13 protein-coding genes are annotated in these 16,079 nt (G+C 66.7%); 5 read left to right on the top strand and 8 right to left on the bottom strand.

Annotated elements, in window-relative coordinates:
• The first annotated feature begins 72 nt into the window (after positions 1-72).
• Positions 73-378, top strand: coding sequence for an NHLP-related RiPP peptide (locus AC5P9L_RS14640; RefSeq protein WP_005407656.1), 306 nt, complete (start codon positions 73-75; stop codon positions 376-378).
• On the opposite strand, the gene AC5P9L_RS14635 is transcribed toward AC5P9L_RS14640, so the two are convergent.
• From AC5P9L_RS14635 to aceB, 4 genes are all read right to left on the bottom strand, one after another.
• Entirely contained in the window at positions 351-2,888 is a 2,538-nt protein-coding gene (locus AC5P9L_RS14635) for a putative peptide modification system cyclase (RefSeq protein ID WP_099474168.1), read from the bottom strand. The genes AC5P9L_RS14640 and AC5P9L_RS14635 overlap by 28 nt on opposite strands.
• 17 nt (positions 2,889-2,905) lie before the next feature.
• Positions 2,906-3,946: a GGDEF domain-containing protein gene (locus AC5P9L_RS14630; RefSeq protein ID WP_024956231.1), complete on the bottom strand. Its 1,041-nt coding sequence runs from the start codon at positions 3,944-3,946 to the stop codon at positions 2,906-2,908.
• A gap of 416 nt (positions 3,947-4,362) precedes the next feature.
• On the bottom strand, positions 4,363-5,664 hold the full coding sequence (gene aceA, locus AC5P9L_RS14625) for an isocitrate lyase (RefSeq protein WP_005407653.1): 1,302 nt from the start codon (positions 5,662-5,664) through the stop codon (positions 4,363-4,365).
• A 64-nt stretch (positions 5,665-5,728) separates the two neighbouring features.
• Positions 5,729-7,351, bottom strand: coding sequence for a malate synthase A (gene aceB, locus AC5P9L_RS14620; RefSeq protein ID WP_279915624.1), 1,623 nt, complete (start codon positions 7,349-7,351; stop codon positions 5,729-5,731).
• A 110-nt stretch (positions 7,352-7,461) separates the two neighbouring features.
• Here aceB and AC5P9L_RS14615 point away from each other — a divergent pair, with 110 nt between their 5' ends.
• Both AC5P9L_RS14615 and AC5P9L_RS14610 read left to right on the top strand, forming a co-directional pair.
• Positions 7,462-8,430 (top strand): LysR family transcriptional regulator, encoded by a 969-nt coding sequence (locus AC5P9L_RS14615; RefSeq protein ID WP_005407651.1) that lies wholly within the window; start codon positions 7,462-7,464, stop codon positions 8,428-8,430.
• A gap of 318 nt (positions 8,431-8,748) precedes the next feature.
• The gene (locus AC5P9L_RS14610; RefSeq protein WP_049459211.1) at positions 8,749-9,666 is read left to right on the top strand and encodes a LysR family transcriptional regulator; all 918 of its coding nucleotides are present in this window, start codon (positions 8,749-8,751) and stop codon (positions 9,664-9,666) included.
• Positions 9,667-9,795: 129 nt separating this feature from the next.
• On the opposite strand, the gene AC5P9L_RS14605 is transcribed toward AC5P9L_RS14610, so the two are convergent.
• Positions 9,796-11,052, bottom strand: coding sequence for an MFS transporter (locus AC5P9L_RS14605; RefSeq protein ID WP_495230645.1), 1,257 nt, complete (start codon positions 11,050-11,052; stop codon positions 9,796-9,798).
• Positions 11,053-11,176: 124 nt separating this feature from the next.
• On the bottom strand, positions 11,177-11,803 hold the full coding sequence (lepB, locus tag AC5P9L_RS14600) for a signal peptidase I (protein ID WP_005407648.1): 627 nt from the start codon (positions 11,801-11,803) through the stop codon (positions 11,177-11,179).
• A gap of 175 nt (positions 11,804-11,978) precedes the next feature.
• Between lepB and AC5P9L_RS14595 the strand changes: the two genes are divergently transcribed.
• Positions 11,979-12,380 carry a hypothetical protein gene (locus tag AC5P9L_RS14595; RefSeq protein ID WP_005411912.1) on the top strand — a complete coding sequence of 134 codons (402 nt, stop codon included), beginning with the start codon at positions 11,979-11,981 and terminating at the stop codon, positions 12,378-12,380.
• A 3-nt stretch (positions 12,381-12,383) separates the two neighbouring features.
• The gene (locus tag AC5P9L_RS14590; protein WP_004153636.1) at positions 12,384-12,830 is read left to right on the top strand and encodes a 3-dehydroquinate dehydratase; all 447 of its coding nucleotides are present in this window, start codon (positions 12,384-12,386) and stop codon (positions 12,828-12,830) included.
• 375 nt (positions 12,831-13,205) lie between these two features.
• Here the strand turns inward: AC5P9L_RS14590 and dcp are convergent, their stop codons facing one another.
• Both dcp and AC5P9L_RS14580 read right to left on the bottom strand, forming a co-directional pair.
• Entirely contained in the window at positions 13,206-15,362 is a 2,157-nt protein-coding gene (dcp, locus tag AC5P9L_RS14585; protein ID WP_012478784.1) for a peptidyl-dipeptidase Dcp, read from the bottom strand.
• Between the two features lie 111 nt (positions 15,363-15,473).
• Entirely contained in the window at positions 15,474-16,076 is a 603-nt protein-coding gene (locus AC5P9L_RS14580) for a lysophospholipid acyltransferase family protein (protein WP_005407645.1), read from the bottom strand.
• Positions 16,077-16,079: the final 3 nt, after the last annotated feature.

The following is a 16,079-nucleotide window of genomic DNA, read 5'->3' as shown; positions in this document are numbered from 1 at the left end:
TACCCTCTCAAGAACCGCTTGGCCAAGCCGACATCACCACTGCCCCTCGACACTCCATGGATGCAGGACACAATGCCCACGTTGACGCTCTCGCTGCCGGTCGCAAGGACGCTGGTTCAGCGTCTCGCCACCGATGACACCTTCCGCCAGCTCTTCGCCACCGACACGGCTGCCGCGATATTGCTGGCTGGACACGTTCCATCCAACCCGGCTGACCTTCAGCAGTTCGTGCAGGATTGCTGCAAGAACATCTGCCTGGCGGAGAAAGACGTCATCGCACAGGCCGAAGAGCAGATCATCGCCATGCTGACCAGTGGTACCGGCTACTCCGTGCCGATGCTTGAGGACGGTTACGGCTCGCCGCGCACGCTGCGCTGAGGCATCGAGGCCATGGTGTCGGCAGCCTCGATTGCCGGCGCCGCCATGAGCCTCCGCACATCCACTACGTTAAGCGCCTGCAGGCAGAAGCTGCATTGCGCTTCTGCATATGCAAATCCGGGGCGATCACGCAGCCAACGCGTCTGCTCCTGGGCAACATCCTTCAGGCCCGCCTCCAGCGCCAGGTCACGCACTGCCAGCCGCACCTGCAGGCGTGGCTGCTTCTTCAACAGCGGTACGAGCAGGTCCAGCCCGGCCTGGGGCCGGCCCTCATGCTGCATCATCCGCCCGGCCAACAGGGTGACGTACTGGCGCAACACGCTGCTGTCAGGGAGATCCTGAAGCGCGTTCATCCGGGCCTGGACCGCCTTGGCCGGTGCGGCATCGCCCAGTCTCAGTGCCAGCAAGGCTGCCGCGTGTGCTGCAACCAGGCGATCCACTACCTCCACCGCGGGTTCGCCGCTCAGCTCTGCGAACGGCGCGGTCGCGGCCACGCGCGCCACCATCAGCGCCTTCGACCTTCTGCCGGCCATCATGTAGGCGACGGCCAGGGGCATGTCGAAGTTGTACCGATCCATGCCCTGGCGCTGTCCGGCAAGCATCCTTCCCTGTTCGGCGAGCTTGATGGCGCCCTCGACATCGCCTTGGTCAAGCGCAATCGTGGTAGCGAAATTGCCAGCATGGAAGTTGCCTGGATCGATCCGCCCAAGCAGCGCATTGGCCTTCTCGAACTCGGAACGCGCTGCCGCCACCGTCGCCTGGCGCATCAATGCACCTTCCCAACCATTGCCGGCGGCACGGCTGAACGCGATGTCAGCCTCTGCATAGCGCTCGCTGGCCAGCAAGGCGCGGCCGTACTGGTCCTGCGCGATCTCAGGCAGCTCGACCCTGCTTTGTGCAACACGCCTGGAAAGCGCCAGGGCCTCGGCAAGGCGGTTCTCGTGGAAAAGATTCAGACCGGCGTTGTAGCTTGCAGGCATGTAATCCGGATACAGCTCCGCCATGCGCGCCCAGCCATCGGTGGCGCGATCCGGATCACTGATCTGCAGCGCCCAGTTCTGCACGTACAGGCGCTCGCGCGGCGTAAGGTGCCCTGATCGACGGTCGGCCTCTGCCAGCAGACGCCGGGCATCGCGGTAATTCATCATGGCGAAGCGACAGCGGGCTTGGCCCAGCCATGCCAGGGCGAACTCAGGATCGACCTCGATCGCCTGCCCGAAGAACGCCATCGCGCCGTTGAAATCTCCTCGGCTGTAGCGCTTCTGGCCCAAGGCAAACGCACGCAACGCATCCATGCTGCCCGTGGTCACCTCCGGCAGGGATTGGCTGTCGCGCTGGATCAATGCGGGCTCTTCGCCCAGGCGATCGCGCAGCTGGCGCGAAACATCGTCCACTGCCGCCAGTACCGCACCGGCCTTCGCATCGGCGGATACCACGGCCAGGGTGCGCAGCGTCGACGGCTCGACCACCTCCACGCTGAAGCGGGTTCGGCCGCCGACATCGGTCGCCGATGGCACGAACACCAGGCGGGCGCCCGTGCGCACCGCCACAGCGGCGGCATCGCCACGTTCGCGGACACCGCGATCCGGCGGTTTCCGCATCATCTCAAGGGTGCGGCTGACGCGGTCGTCACTGACGACGTTGACGTAGCGGGACTGCTCGAGACTGATCCGGAACGCCTGGTCCAGGGCGTCATCGAGCAGTCGATTGCCGGTGAGGTTATGCAGCCCGCCGAGCACCACCCAGTCGCGTTCGGCGAACGCGATGGCCGGCTGTGGCCGGGTCAGCAACCAGACGCCAAGCACTGCGGCCAGCAGTACGGCGGCCTGCGCCGCCATCGCCAGCGGACGGCGCCACAACGGAAGATCACGCCGGGCCTTGGCCGTGTGCCGCAGCCGCCCCGGGGTGGGCATGCCCGCCGCCTGCACGCCGTAGACTTCGGCTGGCTGGCTCACGCCCTTGAAGCGCCATCGCCCGAACGACCGCCATTGCAGGCCTTCAGCCATCGCGCCCAGCGACCCACTGGAGCGACGCACGATGGATTCGGCCACCGCCGAAAGCAGGATCTGGCCCGGGCGTGCCAACTGCATCAGGCGCGCCGCCGTCGGCTTGGCCAGGCCTTCGACTTCAATCGCCTTGGCGCCAGCCCGCACTGCCTCGGCGCTGTTCTCCCAGGTCAGCACATCGCCCACATGCAGACCAGCCCGCGCCTGCAGATGGATCTCGTGTCTCTGCCCCAGCGGCTGCAGCCCACGCTGGTAATCCAATGCAAAGCCAAGCGCGTCGATCGGGCGCTCGAACAGCATGAACAGTCCGTCGGAGCGATCGATCAGCTGGCCGTTCCAGCGCTGCTGCAGCGCCAGCACCAGGCGATCGTGTTCCTGGAACAGTTCGGCGGCAGCGACATCGCCGATGCGTTCGACCAGCAGCAGCGAGTCACACAGGTCGGTGAACAGCAGGGCGCGCAGTTGCTGGTTGTGCGGCGCCGACGTTCCGTTGTCGCCATTCATCGCCTCTGTCTCCCGATCTAGGGTGAGTCCACTGCGTCTGCCCAACGCAGGCAGTTGCCACCATCACGCTTGGCCTGGTACAGCGCACGATCCGCGCTGGCGTACCACTCGCTCCAGCCCGCATCCGGGTCCAGCAGGCTGGCGCCGATGCTGACCAGGCTGACGTGCGGCGTGCCGTGGCTGCGCTCGAGCAGGCCGTGTACCGCGCTGAGGATGAACTCTGCCGCGTGCTGCACGATCTCGTGGTTGCCACGACGCAGGATCAGGCAGAACTCGTCACCGCCGAGCCGGCAGGCCAGGTCCTGCTCACCGGCCATCGAGCGCAGGATGTTGCCCATGCTCTGCAGCACGCGATCGCCGGCCTGGTGGCCATGGCGGTCATTGATCTGCTTGAAGCGGTCGCAGTCGATGAGCAGCAGCGCCTGCGGCAGTCCACTGCCATCGGCGCGGCATTCCTGCAGGTACAGGGTGAGGCCACGGCGGTTGTGCAGCCCAGTCAGTTCATCGGTACGCACCAGTTCACGGGTGTGGGTCAGCTGGTGGGTAGTGATGTACAGGTTGTCCAGCGCGGTTTCCAGATCATGGTTGCGCCGGCGCAGCTGGCTGATCAGCGCCTGTTCGTTGGTCAGCACGCGCATGATCGTGCGGCGCAGGAAGTAGGCGACCAGGCCCGGATCGGATTCCACCAGACGATGGAAGTCGGCGGGCCCCAGCTCAAGCACCTCGCAGTCCACCAGGGCGCGCGCACTGGCGCTGCGCGGGTGATCACCCACCAGCAGGCCCAGCTCACCGAAGAACTCCTGCTGCCCGAGGGTCTTGATCACCAGGTCCTCGCCGAAATCCAGTTCGATCTGGCCTTCCAGGATCACGTACATGCGCTCGCCACGGTGGCCACGCTGGAACAGCCACTGCCCGGCATGAAGCTTGCGTGGACGGGCAAATCTGGCGAACAATGCGACCTCGGCATCGGACAGCAGCGCATGCACGATCTCGGCCATCGCCACCCGGGCGATACCTGACGTCACATCACTGTTCTCGGCCGCACCCCTGCCGGTCATTCCCTGCACCCGCCGCCAGCGTCCCCTGGTGAGCCGCGGAGCATAGCACCGCTTTAAAATGTGCGCCCTATCTCATTTTGAGCCTTGTGGTCCGCTTTCCCGATGTGAAGGCGCGCGGTGGCCGTTCTGCCCGCCACGGTCCAGGGAAAAGTCGTTCCGGATCAATCTGATGGCTACCTTCACAGGGTTTCGGCCAAGTTGCCGGACTGTGGGGTGCGCTGGATTGACGCTGCATGCGTTCATCGCGTTTCCATCGATACAACAACGCCGGCGGGTCCCCCGACCGGCCGGCGTTGCCTGGCCCTTCCCTGGCCACCCTGATCGCTCTGAGGCCCGGTAGTGCCGGCCGCTGGCCGGCAACCCATCGATGTTCCCGAAGTCCATGTAGTTGCCGGCCAGCGGCCGGCACTACCCGCTCACGCGGCGCGTTCGCTGCGCCCGCCGTGGAACTGCTCTTCTTCGGTCGAGCCGGTCAACGCGGTGGTCGAGGACTGGCCCTGCTGGATCGCCTGGGTCACGGCATCGAAGTAGCCGGTGCCAACCTCGCGCTGGTGCTTGACCGCGGTGAAGCCACGCTCGGCGGCTTCGAACTCGGCTTCCTGCAGTTCCACGAACGCGCTCATCTGGCGGCGTGCGTAGCCGTGGGCCAGATTGAACATGCCGTAGTTCAGCGCGTGGAAGCCGGCCAGGGTGATGAACTGGAACTTGTAGCCATAGCTGCCCAGCTCACGCTGGAACTTGGCGATGGTGGCGTCGTCCAGGTTCTTCTTCCAGTTGAAGCTGGGCGAGCAGTTGTAGGCCAGCAGCTTGCCCGGGAACTTCGCATGGATCGCCTCGGCGAACCTGCGTGCGAATTCCAGGTCCGGCTTGCCGGTCTCGCACCACACCAGGTCGGCGTAGGGCGCGTAGGCCAGGCCACGGCTGATCGCCTGGTCCAGGCCATTGCGGGTCTTGTAGAAGCCCTCGACGGTGCGCTCGCCGGTGGTGAACGGGCGGTCGTTGCCGTCGATGTCACTGGTCAGCAGATCCGCGGCCTCGGCATCGGTGCGCGCGACCAGCAGGGTCGGCACGCCCAACACGTCGGCGGCCAGGCGTGCGGCGTTGAGCTTCTCGATGGCCTCGCGGGTCGGCACCAGCACCTTGCCGCCCATGTGGCCGCACTTCTTCACCGACGCCAGCTGGTCTTCGAAATGCACGCCGGCGGCGCCGGCCTCGATCATCGCCTTCATCAGTTCGAAGGCGTTGAGTACGCCGCCGAAACCGGCTTCGGCGTCGGCCACGATCGGCTGCAGGAAGTCGATGTCATCCTTGCCTTCGGCGTGGTGCAGCTGATCGGCACGCAGCAGCGTGTTGTTGATGCGCTTGACCACCGCCGGCACCGAATCGGCCGGGTACAGCGACTGGTCCGGATACATCTGGCCGGCCAGGTTGGCGTCGGCCGCCACCTGCCAGCCGGACAGGTAGATCGCCTTCAGCCCGGCCTTGACCTGCTGCATGGCCTGGTTGCCGGTCAGCGCACCCAGCGCGTTGACGAACTCGCGCTCATGCAGCGATGCCCACAGCTTCTCCGCACCCAGGCGGGCCAGCGAATGCTCGATGTGGACGGTGCCGCGCAGGCGCACCACGTCGGCGGCGCTGTAGTTGCGCTGGATGCCTTCCCAACGCGGGTTGGTATCCCAGTCGTGCTGGATCTGTTCGGCAGTGGGCAGCTTGCTCATGTCTTTCTCCAGTTCGGTTCGTGCGTGCAGCGGGGAGGGAAACGGCGGGTTTGCGGGCAGTCGGTCAGTCGATGCGCGCGTAGGCCGGCAGGGTCAGGAAATCGGTCAGTTCGTCGCTGCGGCTCAGTTCGCCGAGCAGGGCGATGGCCTCGCCGATGCGTGCGCCACCGGGCAGCGCGGCGGTATCGCCCAGCCGTGCCGGCAGCTGCGAGAGGGTGGAATCCAGCAGCGCGAGGTCGATCGCGGTGCCGTCGTCCAGCTGCTGGCCCGGCGTGTGCAGCCACTGCCACAACTGGCTGCGACTGATCTCGGCGGTGGCCGCATCCTCCATCAGGTGGTGGATCGGCACGCAGCCGTTGCCATCCAGCCAAGCGGCCAGGTAGCGCACGCAGACTTCCACGTTGCCTTCGAATCCGGCGCGGGTGATGGTGCCCGGCGGCCGTGCGATCAGTTCGTCGCGGCCGACGCGCACGTCCTGGCGCAGCACGCTGTGCTGGTTCGCACCGGGCATGTGTTCGTCGAAGATCGCCATCGCCACCGGAATCAGCGCCGGGTGCGCAACCCAGGTGCCGTCATGGCCGGCGGTGACTTCGCGCAGCTTGTCGGCGCGCACGCGGGCCATCGCCTGTTCGTTGGCGGCGGCATCGTTGTTGATCGGAATCTGCGCGGCCATGCCGCCCATCGCATGCGCACCGCGGCGGTGGCAGGTCTGGATCAGCAGCTCCGAATAGGCCTTCAGGAACGGCTGGGTCATGGTCACCTGGCCGCGTTCGGGCAGCACGCGGTCGGCGTGGCGGCGGAAGGTCTTCAGGTACGAGAAGATGTAGTCCCAGCGCCCGCAGTTCAGGCCGACGATGCGGTCACGCAGCGCGTGCAGGATCTCGTCCATCTCGAACACCGCCGGCAGCGTTTCGATCAGCACCGTCACCTTGATCTGGCCATGTGGCAGGCCGAGCATGCCTTCGATGTGCGACAGCGCGGTCTCCCACAGCGCCGCCTCTTCCATGCTCTGCAGCTTGGGCAGGTAGAAGTACGGGCCGCGGTCCTTCGCCTGCAGGGTGCGGGCGTTGTGGAAGGCGAACACCGCCGCGTCGAACAGGCCACCGGCCAGCGGCTGGCCGTCGATGGCCACGTGCTTTTCGTCCAGGTGCCAGCCGCGCGGGCGCACGATCAGCACCGCCTGCTCGTCGTACGGGCGCAGGCTGTAGTGCTTGCCATTTGCAGCGGTGAATTGCAGATCACCGCGCACCGCCGCCGCCAGCGACAGCTGGCCGGCCAGCAGGTTGCGCCAGGTCGGCGAGGTCGAATCCTCGAAGTCGGCCATGAACACCTTGGCGCCGGAGTTCAGCGCGTTGATGACCATCTTCGGATCGGTCGGGCCGGTGATCTCGACGCGGCGGTCCTGCAGCGCGGCCGGCAGCGGGGCAACGCGCCAGTCGCCGTTGCGGATCGCGGTGGTGTCTTCGCGGAAGTCCGGCAGGCCGCCCTGGTCGAAGAACGCCTGGCGCTCGCGGCGGGCCTGCAGCCGTGCCTGCCGGCCCGGTTCCACCGCACGGTGCAGCGACACCAGCAGGGCCAGCAGCGGCGCCGGCAGCACGGTGTCCTGGCCGGCCACGCGGGTCGCCAGGGCGATGCCGGGGGTAGCCTTGCTGGCAGGGGTGGGAACAGCGGAAGCGACGGCGGACATGGGGCGACTCCAGCGGTGGGGGAACGACTCCACGGTGCCGCTGGGCCGGAGTATTTGGCAAAACAGTTTTTGCAATGTTCTACATAAGTTGTGCTAATACTCGTGACACGATGAGCACACGCACCCCGCCAAGTCCGCGTTTTTCCTACAAATCTGACCGGCTGAAGCCGCTGCGCGCGTTCTGCCAGACCGTGCGCCTGGGTTCGGTCTCACGGGCGGCTGAGGCACTTTTCGTCAGCCAGCCGGCGATCAGCCTTCAGTTGCAGGCGCTGGAGCGGGAGCTGGGGGTGCCGCTGTTCGAGCGCAGCGGGCGGCGCCTGGTGCCCAGCCGCGAGGGCCAGCTGCTGTATGAAATGGCGCAACCACTGGTGGAAAACCTGGACGGGCTGGAGGCGCGCTTCCGCGACAAGGTGCGCGGCCTGGATGCGGGCGAACTGAACATCGCCGCCAACAGTTCCACCATCCTCTACCTGCTGCCGAAGATCGTCGAACGCTTCCGCCTGCATCACCCGGACGTGCGTCTGACCCTGCACAACGCGATCAGCGCCGACGGCACCGACCTGCTGCGCGAGGATGCCGCCGACCTGGCGATCGGTTCGATGACCGATGTGCCGGCCGACCTGAGCTACGCCCCGGCCTACCGCTTCGAGCAGGTGCTGATCGCACCGCACGATCATCCGCTGGCCAGTGGCGGCGAGCTGGAGCTGGCCGACATCGCGCGCTATCCGCTGGTACTGCCGCCGAAGCGGCAGATCACCTACCGCCTGGTGGACCAGGTGTTCCAGCGCCACCGCATCGCCTACACCGTGGCACTGGAGGTCGGCGGCTGGGAGGTGATCAAGCAGTACGTGGCGATGGGCATGGGCATTTCGATCGTGCCGGCGCTGTGCCTGAACGAGGCCGACCGCGAGCGGTTGGCGGCGCGGTCGATGAAGCGCTGGTTCCCGGAACGCAGTTACGGGGTGATCGTGCGCCGGGGCAAGGCGCTGTCGGCGCAGGCGCGGGCGTTCATCGAGCTGATCCAGCCGGAGTTGTTCAGCCCGCGCGATTACGACCAGAGCGGGCATTCGGAGCGGTGAGGAGTGTTCTGGTTTGCAGGGCTGCCGCCCTGCACCTGCGGTAGTGCCGGCCGCTGGCCGGCAACCTCAAAAGCAACAGCGGGCATTCCGTGGGATGGCGGGGTGGGTCCGGTTGCGGGGGACGCCGCAAATCCGTCCATGGGGGCTTGGTCGCGGCATCCATGCCGCTCACACCCCCGCAACCGGACCCACCCCGCCTTCGACAGTTGGTTGCTGCTGTTGGTGCCAGCTGCTGTTGGTGGGTGCCGACCGTTGGTCGGCACGGGATCGGATCCCATCTCTGATTCATTTCCGGCTGACGATGAATAAACTGGCCGCATGTCCATCGAACTCCGCCACCTGCGTTACTTCCTCGCTGTTGCCGATACGCTGCACTTCGGCCAGGCGGCGGAGCGGCTGGGCATGTCGCAGCCGCCGCTCAGCCAGCAGATCCGCCAGCTGGAGGACCTGATCGGTGCGCGCCTGTTCGTGCGCAGCCATCGTCGTGTGCAGCTGACGCCTGCGGGCGAGCTGCTGCAGGAACGTGCACGCGCCATCGTGCAGCAGGTGGAGACGGCGGTGGACGAGGTACAGCGCGCGCAGCGCGGTGAGCAGGGTGAACTGCACATCGGCCTGACCCGCGCCACGCCGCTGTCGCCGCAGATTCCGCGTTCGATCCTGCATTACCGCCAGCAGTATCCGCAGGTGCGGCTGCAGCTGAGCGAGATGAACACCCTGCAGCAGATCGACGCGCTGCTCGACGGGTCACTGGACGTGGGCATCATCCGCAAGCGTGCGCTGCCGCCGGAACTGGTGGCGCACAGCCTGTTCGTCGATCCGCTGGCGTTGATCGTGCATGCCGGGCACCCGGCCCTGCACCGGCTTTCGAAGCAGGGCACGCTGTCGCTGCGCGACTTCGCGCAGGAACCGTTCGTGGCATTCCGGCGCAGCGCGGGCGCGGGCATCCACGACCACATGATCGCGTTGTGTGCGGCTGCCGGATTCACGCCGCGCATCGTGCAGGAAGCGGGTGAAGCATCGACGCTGATCAGCCTGGCCGCCGCGGGCCTGGGCGCCGCGATCCTGCCGTCTTCGTGCGATCACATCCGGGTGGAAGGATCGCGCTTCGTGGCGCTGGCCGATGCCGGTGCGCATTCGGAAGTGCAGCTGGCGTGGCATCGCGAACGGGTAACCCCGTTGATCCGCAATTTCGCCACGCTGCTGCGCGGGGCATTCGCCGGTAGAGTCGACTGTTAGTCGACTATCGCGCGCAGCGCGGGGTTTTCGCGATCTGATGGAAGAGCAGTCAACTAACAGTCGACTCTACCTCGGCAGACCCGCCACACCGTGGTTGCCGGCCAGCGGCCGGCACTACCGTGCGTTGGGTCACGCCGTGACCGGCTGCGGCGCGCGCTGCTGCAGCGCCCAGACGATGCCACCGCCGATCAGGGTCAGCACGGCGGCGAACGCACACACGCCAAGCCAGTCCCAAGCTGCATAGGCCAGGCCACCCACACCGCCCAGCACGCTGGACCCCAGGTAGTAGGCGAACAGGTACAGCGCCGAGGCTTCCGCACGCATCGCGCCGGCGCGGCTTCCAACCCAGCTGCTGGCCACGGAATGACCACCGAAGAAGCCGAAGGTCACCAGTGCGATACCCAGCGCCATCGTGCTCAGCCACGGCATCGCCAGCAGCGCGATGCCGGCGCCGATCAGCGCGAACGAGATCGACAGGATGCGGCCGCGTCCGTAGCGCGTGGCCTGCTGGCCCATCCACGCCGAACTGAAGGTACCCACCAGATAGACGCTGAAGATCAGCCCGACCACGGTCTGGCTGAGATGGTAGGGCGGCGCCAGCAGGTGATAGCCCAGGTAGTTGTAGAGGGTGACGAACACGCCCATCAGTACGAACGAGGTGGCGAACAGCCATGGCAGGCCCGGGTCGGCGAACAGCGTGCGCCAGCGCGACGGCAATTGGCGCAGGCCGCCGCGACGTGCATGGAAGTGCCGCGACGGTGGCAGCTGCAGCCACAGCAGGACGGTGCTGGCCACGGCGATGATCGAAACCACGCCGATACCCCAGCACCAGCCCCAGTGGTCGGCGATGATGCCGGCCAGCAGGCGCCCGCTCATGCCACCGATGGCGTTGCCGCCGATGTACAGGCCCATCGCCAGGCCCAGCGCGCGGCTGTCCATTTCCTCGACCAGGTAGGTCATCGCTACCGCCGGCACGCCGCTCAGCGCCAGGCCAAGCAGGGTCCGCAGCACCAGCAGCGTGGTCCAGTCGTCCACCAGCGCGGTGCACAGCGACAGCATGGCCGACGCCAACAGCGCAACGATCATCAACGGCCGACGGCCGACCGCGTCGGACAGCAGGCCGGCCAGCAGCATCGCCACCGCCAGCGTGCCAGTGGTCAACGACAGCGACATCGCGCTGCCAGCGGCGGACACGCCGAAGTGACGGCTGAACTCGGGCAGCAACGGCTGCACGGTGTACAGCAGGCCGAAGGTGGAGAAGCCGGCCAGGAACAGCGCCATCGCGGTGCGGCGGAAGGCCGGGGTGCCCTGCTGGATGCGGGCGTCGGTGCCGGTATCGAGAGTGGAGGGACGGCCTTCAACGGCCGCCGCAGTTTCGCCAGTCATGGAATCGAAAGGCCGGTGGGGACGGCCGGGCGTGGGAGGGAACGGGCCTCAGACTAGGCCCGTCCATCCAGTCGATCCATAACCTGATAAGTCAGGATTGATACTCAAGAAGTATCAATTCAGCTTACAGGCGCTGCCACTCGAAACCGTCGCCGCGGCGGTAGTACACCGCCACCGCACGGCCGTAGACCTTGTCGGCATCTACGAAGCCGAAGAAGCGGCCATCGAAGCTGTTGCCACGGTGGTCACCCAGCACCAGCACCTTGCCGTCCGGCACCACCAGGTCGGCGATGTCCGGGCCGCCCCCCATGTCCAGATCGAGGCTGGCACGGCGTTCACCGAAGGCTTCCACATCCTGCAGGTCCGCAGTCTGCAGCGGCTGGCCGTTGATGGTCAGGTGCCCTTCGTGCAGCTGCACATGGTCACCGGCCACTGCGGCAACGCGCTTGATCAGGCGGGTGCCGTCGGCTGGCGAATCAAATACCGCCACTTCGCCGCGCTGCGGCGTGCCGGTGGACATCAGTTCCCTGCTGGTGAATGGCAGGCGCAGGCCGTAGGCGCGCATGTCCACCACCACCCGGTCGCCGGGCTGCAGGGTCGGCTGCATCGAACCGCTGGGCACCACGTAGTGGTTGGCGAGGGTATCGCGGGCGGCGGCGAGCAGGCCGAGCATCACCAGCAACGGCAGCGCCTCCTTCTTCAGCCAGGCCAGCGCGCGATCAGAAAAGGGAGGGCGGGCAACGGCGTCCATGGCAGGCTCCGGGTGGGTGGTAGCTGCATCAGACCACACATGGGGGGAGAGGTTCCCGGTAGCGCCGGGTTACGCAGGTTTTACGCGCGGGACCGGCCGCGGGCATCGCACCTTTACGGCCAGCGCGCGCATCGTGTGCCCACCGCGCCGCAGGGCGCATTCCGCAAGGTGTTGTATGACCCTCCTGGTGATCCGCCACGCATCTTCGTCCGTGCCGCGCCCGCAGCTGCCGGCGCAGCTGAACGGCCATCGCGTGCTGTGCAGCGACTGCGCCAGCCTGTCCGAAGTGCGCCAGTGCCTGTGCCAGCCACAGGCGCGTTCGGCCGACTGGGTGCTGCTGGATGTCGGCGTGGCCGACGAGGCGCAATGGCAGGCCGAGGGCGGTGCGCTGCAGGCGGCGCTGGAACGGCTGCCGGCGCAGTACATCGAGTTGCAGGCACCCAGCGAGCCCGGCCTGGAGGCGCGCCTGCGACTGCAGCATGGCCCGGCGGCGGTGGTCATCGACCAGCGCAGCCAGCAGGCCGGTTATCCGTTGTCGCTGGCCATCGTCGGCCGCCGCCTGGCGCAGGAGGGCTGAGCCATGTCGATCTTCATCATCCGTGGCCCGGAAGCCGCCGGTGCGCTGATCCGTACCGCCATGCCGCTGCCGGCACCGGTACTGAAGTCGTTGGTGCACCGGGCAATCGACGCCGGCACCAGCGTGGCGATACGCGCCTGCGGCTCGGAACAGGAACTGCTGGACGCCCTGCGCGTGGCCGACCACAGCCGTGGCGAGGTGACGCTGCTGGACCCGGGTGCGTGTGCCAACAGCCTGCGTCTTCAGCGCCTGCTGCCCTACCTGCACAACGCCTACGTGGAAGTACATGACGACGGCGCGGTGGCCGAGCCGTGCCTGCCGGCCGGTGTCGGCCAGCGCCTGGGCATCGCCGCCGGGTACGGTGCGCAGAGCTATGTGCTGGCGCTGGACATCGCGCTGGATCACCTGGGGCTAGCCGAACAGGCCAACCGGGTACACGTGGGGACGTGATGGCCGGGCTGTGCCCGGCACCCGGTAGTGCCGGCCGCTGGCCGGCAACCTCAACAGCAACAGCCAAAGCCGTTTTCCTGGGGGATGGCGGGGTGGGTCCGGTTGCGGGGGACGCTGCAAGTACGTGCCTGTAAGCTTGGCCGCGGCATCCATGCCGCGGACACCCCCGCAACCGGACCCACCCCGCCTTCGACAGATCTCCGCGAACTGTCGGAACAGCATGGCCTGCTTTTGGTGGGTGTCGACCTTGGTCGATGCATGGATCCACGCCATGCGTGGATGAGCGGCAAACTGCGGAATCTGTCGATGGTATCGATTCAACGAAAAACGGCGGGGTTTCCCCCGCCGTTATTTCTTTCGTACTTCAGGTCGCGCTTATTTCAGTCCGCGGAACTTCAGCAGCGGTTCCACCGACGGGTCCTTGCCGCGGAAATCGCGGTACAGGGTCGACAGCTCCACGCTGTTGCCGCGCGAGAGGATCTTGTCGCGGAATTCCTGGCCATTGGCGGCGGTCAGGCCACCGTGTTCGGTGAACCACTGGTAGGCGTCATGATCCAGCACTTCGGCCCAGAAGTAGGCGTAGTAGCCGGCCGAGTAACCGCCACCCCAGATGTGGTCGAAGTAGGTGGTGCGGTAGCGCGGCGGCACCTGCGGCAGGTCGACCTTGAACTTCTTCAGCGCGCTGGCTTCAAAGGCGCCGACGTCCTGCAGCGGCGCGTCGGCCTTCTGCGTGTGCCAGGCCAGGTCCAGCAGTGCGGCCGACAGGTACTCGGTGGTCGCATAGCCCTGGTTGAAGCTGCGTGCCTTGAGGATCTTGTCGACCAGCTCCTGCGGCATCGCCTCGCCGGTCTTGTAGTGCTTGGCGTAGTTGGCGAACACCTTCGGGTCCAGCGCCCAGTGCTCGTTGAACTGCGACGGGAACTCGACGAAGTCGCGCGAGGTGGCGGTGCCGGCAATCGACGGATACTTCACGTTCGAGAACATGCCATGCAGTGCATGGCCGAACTCATGGAACATGGTGGTGACGTCGTCGAAGCTGATCAGCGCAGGCTGGCCGGCGGCCGGCTTGGTGAAGTTGCAGACGTTGTAGACCACCGGCTTGGCGCCGGTCAGGCCGTCCTGCTCGACGAACACGTCCATCCAGGCGCCGCCAGACTTGCTGTCACGCTTGAAGTAGTCGGTGTAGAACAGGGCCAGCGAGGTGCCGTCCTTGTCGAACACTTCGTACACCTTCATGTCCGGGTTGTAGGTCGGAATGTCGGTACGCGGCTTGAAGGTGATGCCGTACAGCTGGGTGGCGGCGTAGAAGACGCCGTTCTGCAGCACGTTGTCCAGTTCGAAGTACGGCTTGATCTGCGACTCGTCCAGATCGTACTTGGCCTTGCGCACCTGCTCGGCGTAGAAATCCCAGTCCGAGGCGGCGACCTGGAAGCCGCCCTTCTGCGCGTCGATCACCTTCTGGATCTCGCCGGCTTCGGCGCGCGCCTTGGCGGTAGCGGCCGGCACGGTGTCGGTCAGCAGCTTCAGCGCGGCAGCCGGGGTCTTGGCCATCTGGTCGCCCAGCTGGTAGTCGGCGAAGGTGTCGAAGCCAAGCAGCTTGGCCTTCTGCGCACGCAGCTGGGCCAGGCGCTGCACGGTCTGCCGGGTGTCGTTGGCATCGCCACGCTCGGCGCGGGTTTCCGAAGCCTTCAGCACGGCGGCACGCTGGTCGCGGTCACTCAGCGAGCCGAGCACCGGCTGCTGGGTGGTGTTCTGCAGCGGCAGCAGGAACTTGCCATCCAGCTTGCGCTCCTTCGCTGCGTTGGCGGCGTTGTTGATCGCATCCTCGTCCAGGCCGGCCAGCTTGGCCTTGTCGTCAACGACAACGGCCGCAGCGGCGGTAGCGGCCACCAGGCGGGTGTGGAACTGGGTGGAAAGGGTGGTTTCTTCCACGTTGAGCTTGCGCAGCGATGCCTTGTCGGCGTCGGACAGCTGTGCGCCGGCGCGCACCAGGCCATCGTAGTAGTGCTCGACCAGGCGCTTCTGCACCGGATCCAGTTCAAGCGTGTCGCGCTGGTCATAGATCGACTTCACGCGCGCGAACAGCTTCGGGTCGAGGTTGATCTCGTCCTGGTGCGCAGCCAGCTTCGGCGCCACTTCTTCCTGGATCTTCTGGCGCGCATCGTTGGTATCGGCCTGGACCAGGCCGAAGAAGATGCGCGACACGCGGGTCAGGGTCTCGCCGCTGCGCTCCATCGCCACGATGGTGTTGTCGAAGGTGGCCGGCTCGCTGCTGTCGGCGATCTTGCGAACGTCGGCCAGGTGCTGGCGCATGCCTTCTTCGAAGGCCGGCAGGTAGTCGCTGTCCTTGATCTTGTCGAACTGCGGCGCCTGGAACGGCAGCGTGCTGGCGCTCAGCAGCGGATTGGTGGAGGCTTCGGCCGGCTGCTGGGCCGGGGCTTTCTGGGCATCGGACACGGGGGTGGACTCCTTGCCGGAACAGGCCGCCAGCGCCAGGCTGATGGCGGCGGCCAGGACTACGGTACGCGACATGTAAAACGCTCCTTGGGCAGACGGTATGGAATACCAGCCCTCCACCCTACTCCTGTCGCGCTCGCCCGGCATGTGCCGGACGTGGCGTCTATGCGACGGCCTGCGGCCGGCTCAGACCGTGCCGCGGGTCTTGCCGATCCACGGCCGGTAGAACTCGCGGATGGCGGCCATGTCGGCAGCATCGTCGCCGGTCGGCTGGAACAGCGGGCCGATGCCGATGGTCTTTTCCGGGTAATGGAAATAGGCGGCCAGGATCGGCACGTCGGCCATCCGGGCGATCTTCAGGAAGCCGGCCTTCCACTCCTTCACCGCCTTGCGGGTGCCCTCGGGGGTGATGGCGAACCACATCTTCTCGTTGTTGCGCAGCAGGTCCACCGCCTGGCCCACCGTGCCCTGCGGCGAGCTGCGGTCCAGCGGGATCACGCCCAGCTTGTGCAGCAGCGGCCCCAGCGGCCACCAGAACAGCGAGGCCTTGCCCAGCACCTTCACCTTCATGCCCAGCGCGATCTTGGCCGCCATGCCCCACAGGCCGTCCCAGTTGGACGAATGCGGCGCGATGATGAACACCAGGCGCGGGATGTCAGGCAGGGTGCCGGTCACCTTCCAGCCGCCCATGCGCAGGGTGCAGCGCGCCAGCCAGCGCAGGAAGGCATTGGGTTTGACCTGTGGCATCTGCGGCGGCACGGCCGGCAGCAGCGGAGTCGGGTTGTTCAAGCA

The sequence above is a fragment of the Stenotrophomonas sp. YJH_SMC_64 genome (assembly GCF_059371375.1).
Note: the sequence above shows the minus strand (reverse complement) of the source record. Positions and strands in the feature narration are given on the sequence as shown.

Excerpts from the sequence above, each read along its gene's own strand:
- AC5P9L_RS14640 (WP_005407656.1), top strand. The coding sequence starts at position 73 with ATGCCCACGTTGACGCTCTCGCTGCCGGTCGCAAGGACGCTGGTTCAG.
- AC5P9L_RS14635 (WP_099474168.1), bottom strand. The coding sequence starts at position 2,888 with ATGAATGGCGACAACGGAACGTCGGCGCCGCACAACCAGCAACTGCGC.
- AC5P9L_RS14630 (WP_024956231.1), bottom strand. The coding sequence starts at position 3,946 with ATGACCGGCAGGGGTGCGGCCGAGAACAGTGATGTGACGTCAGGTATC.
- aceA (WP_005407653.1), bottom strand. The coding sequence starts at position 5,664 with ATGAGCAAGCTGCCCACTGCCGAACAGATCCAGCACGACTGGGATACC.
- aceB (WP_279915624.1), bottom strand. The coding sequence starts at position 7,351 with ATGTCCGCCGTCGCTTCCGCTGTTCCCACCCCTGCCAGCAAGGCTACC.
- AC5P9L_RS14615 (WP_005407651.1), top strand. The coding sequence starts at position 7,462 with ATGAGCACACGCACCCCGCCAAGTCCGCGTTTTTCCTACAAATCTGAC.
- AC5P9L_RS14610 (WP_049459211.1), top strand. The coding sequence starts at position 8,749 with ATGTCCATCGAACTCCGCCACCTGCGTTACTTCCTCGCTGTTGCCGAT.
- AC5P9L_RS14605 (WP_495230645.1), bottom strand. The coding sequence starts at position 11,052 with ATGACTGGCGAAACTGCGGCGGCCGTTGAAGGCCGTCCCTCCACTCTC.
- lepB (WP_005407648.1), bottom strand. The coding sequence starts at position 11,803 with ATGGACGCCGTTGCCCGCCCTCCCTTTTCTGATCGCGCGCTGGCCTGG.
- AC5P9L_RS14595 (WP_005411912.1), top strand. The coding sequence starts at position 11,979 with ATGACCCTCCTGGTGATCCGCCACGCATCTTCGTCCGTGCCGCGCCCG.
- AC5P9L_RS14590 (WP_004153636.1), top strand. The coding sequence starts at position 12,384 with ATGTCGATCTTCATCATCCGTGGCCCGGAAGCCGCCGGTGCGCTGATC.
- dcp (WP_012478784.1), bottom strand. The coding sequence starts at position 15,362 with ATGTCGCGTACCGTAGTCCTGGCCGCCGCCATCAGCCTGGCGCTGGCG.